Source organism: Saccharothrix sp. CB00851, from assembly GCF_001905065.1.
In the GTDB taxonomy this organism is placed as follows: Bacteria; Actinomycetota; Actinomycetes; order Mycobacteriales; family Pseudonocardiaceae; genus Actinosynnema.
Genome location: NZ_LWLC01000026.1, coordinates 1 through 12,372 on the forward strand (window position 1 = coordinate 1; position 12,372 = coordinate 12,372).

Below are 12,372 nucleotides of genomic sequence, written 5' to 3' on the forward strand. Positions count from 1 at the left end.
CACCACAAGAAGGGCACCAAACCCCGCCGAACAGCTTAAACGGCAAGCTAAGAGCAGTTCGTGCACGGCCTGCAGGTCGTCGTCCCGCTCTTCCCTGGTCAAGTAAGCCAGCAGCGGCAGGGCCAAGCCGACGGCGGCGTCCACGCGGCGGGTCGCCGCGCTCTCCAGCAGGGACCGCAGGTTCTCCGCTTCACCGAGGAAGAATCCGCGACTGGTCCGCCGGACCACCTCGGACACCCGTACGTCGGTGCCCGGCGGGTGCTCGCCCAGCCACGCCGCCAGGGCCGACTCGGCGGCGTCGGCGTAGTGGTCCAGGACCCGGTCGAGGACCTGATCGGCCGGGCCGTCGGCATCGGTGAGCCACTCCCGCGCCGTCGACCGGAACGGCGCGGGCAGTTCGGTGGTGCCGCCGCGCCAGTGCTCGACCAGCAGGCCCTCGGCGATCATCGCCCGCTTGACGCCGTCGGGGTCCCGGTCACCGGTGACGGCTTGGACGGCCCGGTCGTTGACCGTCGCACCGGGGAAGACGCCGAGCCTGCGGAACGCCTGCCGCGCTCGTTCCGGCAACCGGCGGTAGGACACCGCCAGCGAGTCACCCAGCGACATCCCGTTGGCGGACAACGACGACAGCGGTACGCGGCCGTCCTCCACGAGGCCCGCGAGCCCTCGCGGTGAGTACGCGGTGCGGCGGAGGTGATCGGCCACGGCGATCAGCGGCAGTGGCAGGCCGCCGCACAGCCGGGCGAGCCGCTCGGCATCGTCCCCGTGCCAGTGGACGTCGGAGTCCGCCTCACGGCGCAGCAGGGCGATCGCGTCCGGCAGGTCGAGCGGGCGCACGTGCAGCTTGGCGACACCGCGCGGGAACAGCGGCGCACCACGGCCGGTGGCCAGCACCAGACCGGCGGGCGTGGTGAACACGTCGACCGTGGTCTCGTCCACGACGTTGTCGAGCACGACGAGCACCCGCCGGTCGGCGAGCGCGCTGCGGTAGGCGGACGCGAGGTGTGACGGATCGTCCGGGATGTCCTCCGCGGCCAGTCCCGACGAGCGCAACGCCCACCGCAGCGCTTCCTCCTGCGACACGGGGTTGTGCCGGTTGCCCCTGAGGTCCAGGTAGAGTTGACCGTCCGGGTAGCGGTCCGCGATCTCGTGCGCGAACGCGACGGCCAGCGCGCTCTTGCCGACCCACCGCGGCCCGCCGACACCGATCGCGGCCGGTGCGGTGTCGGCCAGCGAACGCAGTTCCGCGAGCTCGGTGCCGCGGCCGACCAGCTCGACCACGGGCGGCAGCTGCCTCAGGTGGGTGGCGGGCGGCCGGTAGTGCACCTCGAGGTGGTCGATGTGCCCGGCCTGCACGACAGGACCGTGCGCGGTACCCGAGAACTCGTTCACCATCCGGCGAACTACCTCCTGCGACCCCAAGGCGTTGACCGGCTCGCCGCACTGGTCCGCCATCCTCCCACGCGGGCCGCTGCCGCCGCGGCGAGAGCGGCTACCAGTACCGGTGCCGCTTCCCGTCGGTGTCGGCGACGAAGACGACCGCGTCGGCGCCCTCCAGGTCCGCCGGGGTGAGCGGGATGTGACCGGGCACGATCGGTTCTCCAGCGCGGATCGACGGCGGTAGCGCGGCGCGCAGGGCCAGTGCCGGGAACAGGGCACGTCGGGTGGTCGCCTCGGCCAACACGCGCTGCAGCGTCCCCGCGACGCTCTCAGGGTTCGCGTCGGTGGCCACGAACAGGTACCGCTCGCCGAGGGTCAGCGCGACGAGCGCACCGGCGCTGGCCCAGCTCACCTCGCCGTGATCATCCGACACGTGCGAGCGCGCGGGCTGGAGGTGCGCGTTGTGCAGGAACACCAGGCTCGGCCCACGTCGCCGTTCCCGCGCCACGATCGCGAGCACGTTGTCGGCCATCATCTCGGCGCGCACGCTCATCAGGGCCGCCATGCGATCAGGCGCGGGACTGGCCATGGCCGCGTGGTAGCGCAGCAGACCCAGAGCGGTGCGCGCGTGCGTGACGGCGTGGTCGTACCCGGTCGGATCGGCGGGACGCAGGGCGGGTTCCGCACGGCGCAGCGCGCTCGCGAGGTCGTCGGCGACGACGCGCAGAGCACGGGCACGGTCGGAGTCGCCGACGGACGCCGCCGGGTCGTACATGGCCGCCTCGGTCGTCCAGTCCGCGTCCTCGCCGAGCAGCACGTCGAGGGCACCGGCCGACGACGGCCGCAGCGCCGGGGGCAGGTAGTCGACGACCGAGGTCAGCGCACGTCGTGGGCTCGGCGCACCGGAGTACTCCACCGGCGCGTCGCAGCCGTAGAAGCGAACCCGGTCCGACGGTGCGCGCTTGGCGTTGTGCTCGCGGAGCCACTCGACCAGTTCGCGGTTGCCCGGCACGGCGCCGAACCCGTGGCTGAACCCGGTGGCGAGCACGGTGTCGATCTCCGCCGGCGCGCCCGCCACGTAGTCGTCCACCGCGGACGCGGCGAACACGTCGGTCTCCAGCACGACCGACCGGTACCCGCGTTCGACCAGGTGGCCGAGGACGTCGTTGCGCAGCAACGGGAACGCCTCGATCCCGTGCGTGGGCTCGCCGAGGGCGAACACGGTCGGCGGCTCGGACCGCGTGGCGAGCAGCTCGTCGAGGGTACGGCCCAGGTCGGCCGGGTGGTCGAGTGGGCGGCCGAGGGCACGCGGTGCGGCGGCAGTGGACATGGACAACCCCTTCCAGGCGAACACTGCACTTGACCGTATCGTTGAAGGTTCGAGTGAAACTTCCACGACTTCACCTGGTCTTTTCGCGCTCAAGCCTCAATCGGAGGTGCACCCTGCGCCCCATCGACCTCGCCCGGGAGCACGGGTTGTCCGCCCAGGCGATCCGCAACTACGACGCCGCCGGGATCCTCCCGCCGAGCGAACGCGGCGAGACCGGTTATCGGCGCTACACGACCCTGCACGCGCAGGCCCTGCGCGCCTTCCTGGCGTTGCGCGCGGGGCACGGGCACCAGCGGGCGGTGGAGATCATGCGGGCGATCAACCGGGGCGACACCGAGTCCGCCTACCGGCTCATCGACGTCGCCCACGTCGCCCTGGTCGCCGAACGCGACACCCGGACCGAGGTCGCGGCGGCCCTCGGCGCCCTGTCCACCGCGACCCCGGACCGGCTCCGGGGACGGCCGCTGACCGTGGGCGAACTCGCACGTCGGCTCGGCGTGCACCCGGCGACGCTGCGCACCTGGGAGGCCGCCGGCGTCCTGCGCCCCGGGCGCGACCGGGCGACGGGTTACCGCGAGTACGGGCCGGACGTCGTGCGTGACGCCGAGATCGCCCGCCAGTTGCGCCACGGCGGCTACCGGCTGCACCAGGTCGCGCGGTTCCTCGACGCGCTGCGCGAGGCGGGCGGCGCGGACGCGTTGAGCGCCTTCCTCGACTCCTGGCAGGACCGGCTGACCACGCGCGGCCGCACCCTGCTCGCCGGTGCGGCCCGGCTCGACGCCTACCTGTCCCTGCTCGACCGGGCGAAGCCCTGATACCTCCGTGCGCCTGAATCGATCGATGCGGAATGGACAGGGGATCGGCGGCGGTGGGAAGGTTGCCGTTCGGCGGCCGGTCAACCGTGATCAGGGTCGGCGTTAAATGTTCGTCCGTTCCGTTTAACAAACATCCAGTAATCCCCTCCGGTGCTGTGACCTGTCACACACTCGATTGATGGGGGCGTGGACCGTGCCAGAGCATCGACCGCAGCGATGACCGCTGCCCGGCGAACGTGTTAAGTTTTCAGGAATTTCCCTGGGGGGATCGTAGTGCCTGATGCGCAGGTAGTTGACGTGGTCAACGTCATGCCGGACCGCGTGGTGGTGAACGCCGACGCCGCCGGTTCGGATGACGAACTAAGTGGGAATTCATTCTTCCGAGGCGTGGCCGAAAGGCGGTTCGCCTCGCCCGACTTCACCTCGGCCGAACTCGGCGCCGAGGCGTGTCGCAAGTTGTTCGACCGCACGGGGGTCGCGGCCGAGGACATCGACCTCATCATTTACCACTGCATGTTCAACGACACGTTCTGGCCGGGGATCGGCCCGGCCGTGCAGTCGGCGGTCGGTGCGACGAAGGCGGCCGTGCTGCAGGTGGACACGAGCTGCTGCTCCTGGCTGTCGGGCCTGCAGACCGCGCGCGCGTTCATCGAGTCCGGCATCCACCGCAACGTCGTGGTGCTCACCGTGACCAACTTCGTCTCGCGGTTGCCCGAGTTCCAGAAGTCCCGGCGTTCCTGGGTCCTCGGCGACGGCGCCACGGCGACCCTGGTGGCACCGGGCGAGCGCAGCGTGCTGGCCGCGTACGAGGTCTCGCACGGCGAGAACTACGGGCTGCTGCGCTTCGAACCCGACGTCGTCGAGGGCGTTTTCAAGAACTACTGGGAACGCGGCTGCGGGCCGATCACGGTCAACTTCACCAAGGACCGGCTGGAGCGCATCCGCGACAACGCGATGTCGCTGGTCCCCGACGCGGTCGCCGAGGCCCTGTCGCAGGCCGGGCTGACCACCGACGAGGTGGCGTTGCTGATCACCCACCAACCGAACGAGTCCTACCTGCGGGAATGGCGTGAGCGCACCGGGATAGGGGAACCGCGCGCCCACGACACGCTCGCCAAGTACGGCAACCTGTTCGCCGGCTCGATCCCGGTCACCGTGGCCGACGCGCTGGACGAGGGCCTGGTGAAGCCCGGTGACGTGCTGGCGCTCGGCACGTTCGCCAACGGTGGGGACCTGGTGAGCGCGATGGCGCTGCGCTGGTCGGGCACGCACTCGCGCTACCGGCAGGGCGGCTGACCGGGGGACATGACAACCATGGGGGAGAACATGAAGGACGACGACCGGTTGACCTTGACGCTGGCCGACGCACTGGTGGGTGCACTGCGCGACTGGGACGTGCGGTACGTCTTCGGCGTCAGCGGGGCCAACGTCGAGCACGTCCACGACGCCGTGCACCGGCTCGGCGACGGCAGGCTGACCTCGGTCATGGCCCGTCGCGAGGACGGCGCCGCGTTCATGGCCGACGGCCGGGCCCGGGTGCACCGCACCCTCGGCGTCTGCTGCGCCACGTCCGGCGGCGGCATGATGAACCTCGCCGTGGGGCTCGCCGAGTCCTATGCCGAGTCGGTGCCGGTGCTGGCCCTGGTCGGCCAACCGCCGGCCGCGCTGGAGGGGCGCGGCGCGTTCCAGGACGGCTCGGGCATCGGCCGGGCGGTGGACGCGCGGGCGATGCTGGCGGCGATCACCAAGAAGACCGTCAAGGTCGATCCGGCGCGGTTCTGGGAGCAGCTGCGCGACGCGGTGGACACCGCGCTGTCCGGCCGGCCCGGACCGGTCGCGCTGCTGCTGCCGCGTGACGTCTACGAGCAGCCGGTGGGGCCGCGCCCGGCGGACTGGCCCGAGGACCTGGCCGACGTGGTCGTCACCGCGCCGCCGGACCCGGCGGCGGTGCGGCGGCTGTTCGACGCCGTGCGTGCGGCGAGCAAGCCCGTGCTGGTCCTCGGGCACGGCGTGCGGCGCAGCCCGGACGGCGCGGCGGTGGTCGACTTCGCCCGGCGGGCCGGTGTCCCGGTCGCCACGACCATGTCCGCGCGCGCCGAGTTCCCCAACGACGACCCGCTGTTCCTCGGCGTCGTCGGCGTCACCGGCCACCCGTCGGCGCACGCCGTCATCGGTGACGCCGACCTGGTCGTGGTGGCGGGCGCGGGGCTGAACGTGATGACCCGCGGCCCGTTGGGAGCGCTCGACCCGGCGCGGGTGGCGGTGGTCAACATCGACCCGGACGACCCTCGGCGCGCGGTGGACCCCGGAATCGTGGTGGCCGGTGACGTCGGTGCGGTGGCCCGGCTGCTGCTGGAGCACCTGGCCGCAGAGCCGTTCGCGAAGAGCCCGTTCCCGCGCTACGAGCTGAGCCGGTTCGTGCCGCGCCCGGCCGATCCGGTCGACCGCACGCCGCACCCGCGTGACGACGGCGACGACCTGACCCAGAGCGAGGCGATCACCGCGCTGTCCGCGTGGCTGCCGACCAACGGGCACATCGTGCTGGACGCGGGCAACTGCGCGTCGGCGGTCATCCACCTCAGCGACGTGCCGCCGGGCACGTCGTCGACGATCGCGCTCGGCGCGGGCGGCATGGGCTACAGCCTCGGCGCGGCGGTGGGCGCGCAGCTCGGCTCGCCCGAGGGTGCCCGGACGATGGTGTTCTGCGGCGATGGCGCGTTCCTGATGAACGGGCTGGAGGTGCACACCGCGGTCGACCTCGGCCTGCCCGCGCTGTACGTGATCTTCAACAACGGGATGCACGGCATGTGCGTGACGCGGCAGCAGACGTTCTTCGACGGCCGGATCGAGTGCGTGAGCTACACGCCGGTCGACATCGCGGCGGTCGCCCGCGGCCTCGGCGAGCCGGACCGGCTGTGGGTCGGCTCCGCCGGCACCCTGGCCGAGCTGCGCGAGCGGTTGGTCGACTACCACGAGCGGCACGGGGACCGTCCCGGTCTGCTGGAACTGCGGCTCCCGGCCGAGGAGGTGCCGCCGTTCACGCCGTTCCTGCCCGCGGACGAGGCGACCACTACCGAGTGGGCAGGCGCGGCCTCCTAGCCGGATCGGGGGCAGCGCGCCGGGCTCGGCCGGTGCGCTGCCCTTCCGGTGTGCACAAGCCTTCCGATGCGCACAAGACCGCTCCCCGGGAGTCGGAACTGGGTTCCAGTCCGACTCCCGGGGAGCGGTTCGGTGTCGCCCCTGCGAACAGCGGGGGTCAGCCGGGGCTGTGGCCCGAGGTGAAGCGGTGCTCCAGGATGCGCTTCAGGTTGCCGATCTCGATCTTGTGGATCGCATCGAAGTTCGGCCAGATGTCACCGACCCAGTAGCGGTCGGTGCGGTCGCGGCCCTCGGCGATGTAGTCCGGCACGTTCGTCACCGACCGGTCGTAGTACGGGTGCTTGCAGTTGGTCCACAGCACCACCGTCCCCGGCTTGCCCAGGGTCTTGCGGGCGTCGATGAACGTGAAGTAGTACCGCATCCACAGGTCGTGCCCCTGGTCCCAGGCGCACGGGTAGAACACCAGCCCGTGCTCGGGCCCCTTCATCACGTCGGCCCGGATGAAGATCTCCGTGTTGGGCTGGATCGCCTCGGTGCCGCGGTAGAGACCGCCGCCGACGTGCCGCAGGTCGCGCACGCTGAACGTCCACTCCTCCATGGAGTGCACGTTCGCCGCGTACTCGAACACGACGTCGTACGGCACGTCGATGTACTCGCCGAGCGAGCAGTACTGCCCGAAGATCTCCTCGTGGCTGTAGGTCTCCTTGGTCCCCTCGACCATGAGCCGGTGGCACTCCTCCTGGCTCACCGTCTCGCTGCGCACCAGGCCGTCGATCTTCGGCAGGTCCGAGCTGTCGAGCAGGAAGTTCTTCAGGTCACCGGAGTCGTCGGCCCGTCGCGAGCCGCCGGTGAACAGCGTTGCCGTCATGCATTCCTCCGCACCCTGTGGTGACGCGGGCCGGCGCACCGGTACCACCGGTGTGCCGACCCGCGTGCGTGTTCGTTATCCCCGGACCTGTTCCAAGAACTCGTCGATGTCTTCCCAGTGCCACGTGTAGGCGATCCGGTCGTCGCGGATCCGGTGCGTCTCCACCGCCCCGAACGACACGTACCGGTACGTCGCGGGCACGCCCGCGAACTCGGCCGAGTGCGTCCCGGAGTGCCGCACGGACAACGTCACCCGGTCACCCTCGACGTGGTAGTCGAGGATGTCGGTGCGCAGGTCCGGGAAGACGGTGCGCACCTGGCGAACCACCTGGCGGGCCGCCTCGTACCCGGTGCCGAGACCGGGCCAGGCCGGGTCGTCCACCCAGTCCTCGGTGACCGCCAAGTACATCAACTCGTCGCGCCCGGTGTTGAACGCCGCGTAGAACACGCCGATCGCCACCGCGCCGGGCACGTGCTGGTCGACCGCCGCGGGTGCGGTGTCCGCGGTCGCCGCCGGCGCCGCGGTGGTGACGAGGACACCCGCCACCACCGCCGCCAGCACCCCCTTGAAGATCCTCATGGTTCTCGTTGATCCCTTCCCCCTGGTGACCGCGCTCAGGTCCGTGTCGGGGCCTCCGCCCAGATGTGCCACGGCTGCGCGGAAATCCACTCGGCGAGCGGGGTGAGCGACACCCCGAGCGCCCGTTCGAGCCCCTGCGGGTCGCCGACCAGCGAGTCGGCGCCCTCCTCGGTGGCGGCCCACTTGTAGGTGCCGGCGATGCCCGCCGCCGTCTCCGGCCCGAACACCTGCGCCAACCCGCCCTCGAACTGCGCGGGCTCCAGCGGCACGTACTGAACCGGCCGGCCGAACGCCGCGCCGAACGCCTCGGAGAGTTCGGGACCGGTGACGACTTCCTTGCCGCCCAGGTCGAACACCCGGCCCGCCACGTCGGCCGCGGTGGTCAGCGCCGCCGCGGTGGCGTTGGCCAGGTCGACGTGCGGCAGCCACGCCACGCGGACGTGCGGCGGGAGCGGGAAGGCCAGCACGCCGTCACGCACCAGCGCGGGCCCGCTGAACGGGCTGAACAGGTTGTCCAGGTAGATCGGCGGCCGGACGAACACCGTCGGCACGCCCGACTCGGCGAGCACGGCTTCGGCGGCGCGCCGGGTCTCGAACCCGGAGAACGTCGTCCTGGTGGCCGGGATGCGGGTGTTGCCGTTGAACACCAGCCTGGTCACCCCGGCCTCGCGGGCCGCCTCGGCGACGTTGGTGGCGTGCGCCAGCACGGTGTCGTGGTCGTACACCTGCGGCAGCACCACCGCCGCGTGGGTGACGCCCTCGAAGGCCCGCTTGACGGCGTCGCGGTCACCCAGGTCGCCGAAGACGTGCTCCAGCCCTTCGACCGGCGGCGGGCTCGCCGGTGAGCCGCCCGCGGTCCGCGAGAAACCCCGCACCGGACGGCCCTCCGCCAGCAGCCGCCGCGCGATCGCACCGCCCTGGAAACCGGTGGCACCGAACACGAGGAACTTGCGCGCGTCGTTCTGCGTCACGCTGATCTGCCCTTTCTCACTACACGGTTCAAGCTGGAAGAGGTCGACGACCGGTGCGCAGCGCGTGCCGGAGGACCACCAGGAAGCGGTTGTTCTGGGCCGGGGTGCCGATGGTCATCCGCACGCCCTCCCCGGCGTACGCGCGCACCAGCACGCCTTCACGCGCGCACGCGCGGCCGACGTGCTCGGCGGCCTCGCCCAGCGGCAGCCACAGGAAGTTGCCCTGGCTCGGCGGCACGTCGGGCACCAGGTCGGCCAGCTCGTCGGCGACGCGCTCCCGTTCGGCGACGACGACCGCGACCCGGCGGGCCATCTCGACCTCGGCGTCGAGCGCGGCCAGCCCGGCGGCCTGCGCGACCGCGTTGGTGGAGAACGGGATGACGACCTCGCCGACCGCCGCCGCGACCTCCGGGTGCGCGATCAGGTAGCCCAGGCGCAGCCCGGCCAGGCCCCACGCCTTGGACAGGGTGCGCAGCACCACCACGTTGGGCCGGTCGCCGTAGGCGGCGAGCGCGTCGGGCACGTCGAGGTCGGTGACGAACTCGCGGTACGCCTCGTCGATGACGACCAGGACGTCCGACGGCACCCCGGCGACGAACCGGTCCAGCTCGGCCCGGCCGCACGTGGTGCCGGTCGGGTTGTCCGGGTTGCACACCACGACCAGGCGGGTGCGCGGGCCGACGGCGGCCGCCATCGCGGGCAGGTCGTGCCGGTGCTCCGGCGTGACCGGCACCGGCACGCTCGTCCCGCCCGAGGCCGCGACGAGCATCGGGTACGCCTCGAACGAACGCCACGAGTGGACGACCTCGCCGCCCACCGACGCCACCAGGTGCGCGAACAGTGCCGCCGAACCGCACCCCGTCACCACCCGGTCCGCCGTGACGCCGCACCGCCGGGCCAGCGCCTCGCGCAGCTCGACCGAGGCCAGGTCCGGGTACCGGTGGGCCTCGGCCGCCGCACCGGCGATGGCCTCGACCACGCCGGGCAGCGGCCCGAACGGCATCTCGTTGCCGGCCAGCCGGGCCGTCGTCGCGGGCGCGTCCGACGCCAGGTCGGTTCTGGTGTGCACACGGCCACGATCCACGGCCGCGTCGCGCGGATCATTAAAGCTCCGGCGCGGGTCGCTTAAGATCCCGCCACGGCCCACGCGTTCTGCCGGTACGCGCCCGGCGTGATGCCCAGCCAGCGGCGGAACGCCAGGTGGAAGCCGACCGCGCTCTGGTAGCCGACGCGCTCGGCGATGGCGTTCTGCGGGATGCGGGTCTCGGTGAGCAGCCGCGCCGCCTCCGCCATCCGCCTGCCCGCCAGGTGCCGGGCCGGTCCCTCGCCCACCAGGTCGCCGAACACCGACGTGAACGCCGACCGCGACATGCCCGCCTCACGGGCCAGCGTGTCGATGGTCCACGGCTCCTGGTACCGGGTGTAGATGATCACCAGGGCGCGGCTGATACCGGGGTGGCGCACGGCCTTGAGCGCGTGCGGGGATTCGGACAGCTCGCGCAGCATCGGGCGCAGGGTCAGCACCAGCGCCAGCTCGAACGCCCGCAGCGTGACCAGCTCGGCGCCCGGCGCGTGCTCCTGGCCGGGGCCGGCGAGCAGCTCCAGCGTCTGCCGCAGCAGCGGCTCGCGGTCCACCCGCGCGGCGTCGAGCACCAGCACCCAGGGCAGCACCTGGTACAGCGCGGACGACGGCTGCGGGTCGAAGTGCAGCCCGGCGCACAGCATGCGGGTCACCGGCCCCGTGCCGCCCAGTTCGACGGTGTGCGAGGTGCCCGCGTCCCGGGAGGGCAACACGCCCTGCAGCGGTACTGCTTGGCGGCCCGGTTCGTCCGACAGTTGGTGCGGCGCGCTGGGCAGGAACATCGCCACGTCGCCCGCGGACAACCGGATCGGGTCGACATCGCGGTCCCGCGAGGTGATCCAGCACGATCCCTCGCACACGTAGTGCAGGACCGCGCACTGCTCGGACGTGCCCCCCGTGACGGCCCAGGGCGCGCGGGCCTGCCAGCTGCTCTGGAACACCCCGGTGAGTCGGACCGGTCTGAGCAGTTCGCTGATCAGATCACTGTCACCGTTCATGGTCATCCCCCCGGTGCAAAACCACCTACGGGCGGTGCGATCCCGCCGCACCCCCGTAGCCCCCGGTGGTAAGTCTACAGGACCGTCGATTATCGTCCATTTTCTGAAACATGACTTCATCTCGCGAAAGAAAGGGCTCGTTCATCAATTCGAGTGAAATTGTCGGGCTTGGAAACGTCCGATGATCGACCGGTCGCCCACCGGAGGACCGAAAATCGCTGGCGCCGGTCCGCACACTGGTGTCGTGCGTGAGATCCACCGAGAGCAGGTCGTCGTCGAAGCCAGGGCGCTGGTCTGGATCGGCGGGCGGCTGTTCGACGTCGCCGCGGGCCGGCGGTCCGTCTCCTTCGACGGGTCACCGCCGTCCCAGCGCTTCGGGCCCTACGGCGCGCAGTTCGACGCCGCCACCATCTCGCCACGCGGCGACGTCATCGCCCTGATGGCGAGCACCGGCACGAAGGCCCTGCTCTTCACCCCGGACGGCGAGCTGATCCGCGAGCTGAACCGCAGCTACTACCAGGCGCAGTCCTACCGGTACCCGCTCGCGCTGTTCACGCTGCCGGACGGCCGCACCGGTCTGGCCCACTGCCCCGAGGAGTACAACCGGCTGGAGATCGAGGTCGCGGCGACCGGCGAGCGGCTCACGGCGGCGGACCGCGACACCACCGACGTCTTCCACTCCCGCCTCGCCGTGTCGCGCAGTGGCCGCTACCTGCTCAGCGCGGGCTGGGTGTGGCACCCGTGGGACTGCGTGGCGGTCTACGACCTGCACCGGGCACTCGCCGACGCCACCACGCTCGACTCGTGGCACGGCACGTTCGACATGCCCCGTGAGGTGGGTGCGGAGGTCAGCGGCGCGTGTTTCATCGGTGACGACGTCGTGCTGAACACGTCACCGGAGGAGTACGATCCGCAAAGCCCCGAAGAACTCGAGCCGAACACGGTGGCCCGGTGGTCGACCGCGACCGAGACGTTCACCTGGCGCAGGCGGCTCGACCGGACGGCGGGTGATCTCGTTCCGATCGGCGGCGACTTCCTCGCGCTGTACGAACACCCCCGTTTGTTCGACGGATCGACCGGTGAGCTCCTCGCGGAATGGCCGGACCTGCCGACGGGCACCGCGGCGAGCTCCATCGTGCCGGGCGAATCGTTCTCCGGACCGGCGCGGATCGCGGTGGACGAGGCCGGCTCGCGGTTCGCCGTGACCGACGGGACCAAGGTCACGGTCGTCCACCTCGGCTGACCGTCCCA

General features: G+C 71.7%; 10 protein-coding genes and 1 pseudogene. 4 read left to right on the plus strand and 7 right to left on the minus strand.

What is annotated here, in order from left to right; genetic code table 11:
* Together A6A25_RS24760 and A6A25_RS24765 are read right to left on the minus strand one after the other, a co-directional pair.
* Nucleotides 1-1,455: pseudogene (locus tag A6A25_RS24760) on the minus strand (hypothetical protein); the annotation flags it as partial.
* Nucleotides 1,456-1,492: 37 nt separating this feature from the next.
* On the minus strand, nucleotides 1,493-2,710 hold the full coding sequence (locus A6A25_RS24765) for an erythromycin esterase family protein (protein ID WP_073893864.1): 1,218 nt from the start codon (nucleotides 2,708-2,710) through the stop codon (nucleotides 1,493-1,495).
* A 113-nt stretch (nucleotides 2,711-2,823) separates the two neighbouring features.
* Here A6A25_RS24765 and A6A25_RS24770 point away from each other — a divergent pair, with 113 nt between their 5' ends.
* The 3 genes from A6A25_RS24770 to A6A25_RS24780 all read left to right on the plus strand — a co-directional run bounded on the left by A6A25_RS24770 (nucleotide 2,824) and on the right by A6A25_RS24780 (nucleotide 6,624).
* Nucleotides 2,824-3,525: a MerR family transcriptional regulator gene (locus tag A6A25_RS24770; RefSeq protein ID WP_073893867.1), complete on the plus strand. Its 702-nt coding sequence runs from the start codon at nucleotides 2,824-2,826 to the stop codon at nucleotides 3,523-3,525.
* Nucleotides 3,526-3,822: 297 nt separating this feature from the next.
* Entirely contained in the window at nucleotides 3,823-4,821 is a 999-nt protein-coding gene (locus A6A25_RS24775) for a 3-oxoacyl-ACP synthase III family protein (RefSeq protein ID WP_198932852.1), read from the plus strand.
* Between the two features lie 9 nt (nucleotides 4,822-4,830).
* A complete protein-coding gene (locus A6A25_RS24780; protein ID WP_073893742.1) occupies nucleotides 4,831-6,624 on the plus strand; it encodes a thiamine pyrophosphate-binding protein in 1,794 nt (597 codons plus the stop codon).
* 157 nt (nucleotides 6,625-6,781) lie between these two features.
* Here the strand turns inward: A6A25_RS24780 and A6A25_RS24785 are convergent, their stop codons facing one another.
* The 5 genes from A6A25_RS24785 to A6A25_RS24805 form a co-directional block, all read right to left on the minus strand.
* Complete coding sequence (locus tag A6A25_RS24785) at nucleotides 6,782-7,492, minus strand: hypothetical protein (protein ID WP_073893745.1); 711 nt, start codon at nucleotides 7,490-7,492, stop codon at nucleotides 6,782-6,784.
* Between the two features lie 75 nt (nucleotides 7,493-7,567).
* The gene (locus A6A25_RS24790; protein WP_083668638.1) at nucleotides 7,568-8,071 is read right to left on the minus strand and encodes an ester cyclase; all 504 of its coding nucleotides are present in this window, start codon (nucleotides 8,069-8,071) and stop codon (nucleotides 7,568-7,570) included.
* Between the two features lie 35 nt (nucleotides 8,072-8,106).
* Complete coding sequence (locus A6A25_RS24795) at nucleotides 8,107-9,042, minus strand: SDR family oxidoreductase (RefSeq protein ID WP_073893748.1); 936 nt, start codon at nucleotides 9,040-9,042, stop codon at nucleotides 8,107-8,109.
* Nucleotides 9,043-9,070: 28 nt separating this feature from the next.
* Nucleotides 9,071-10,111, minus strand: a complete 1,041-nt coding sequence (locus tag A6A25_RS24800; RefSeq protein WP_073893751.1) for a histidinol-phosphate transaminase — start codon at nucleotides 10,109-10,111, stop codon at nucleotides 9,071-9,073.
* 56 nt (nucleotides 10,112-10,167) lie between these two features.
* The gene (locus A6A25_RS24805) at nucleotides 10,168-11,121 is read right to left on the minus strand and encodes an AraC family transcriptional regulator (RefSeq protein ID WP_143193373.1); all 954 of its coding nucleotides are present in this window, start codon (nucleotides 11,119-11,121) and stop codon (nucleotides 10,168-10,170) included.
* 244 nt (nucleotides 11,122-11,365) lie between these two features.
* Here A6A25_RS24805 and A6A25_RS24810 point away from each other — a divergent pair, with 244 nt between their 5' ends.
* On the plus strand, nucleotides 11,366-12,364 hold the full coding sequence (locus tag A6A25_RS24810; protein ID WP_073893754.1) for a hypothetical protein: 999 nt from the start codon (nucleotides 11,366-11,368) through the stop codon (nucleotides 12,362-12,364).
* Nucleotides 12,365-12,372 lie beyond the last annotated feature (8 nt).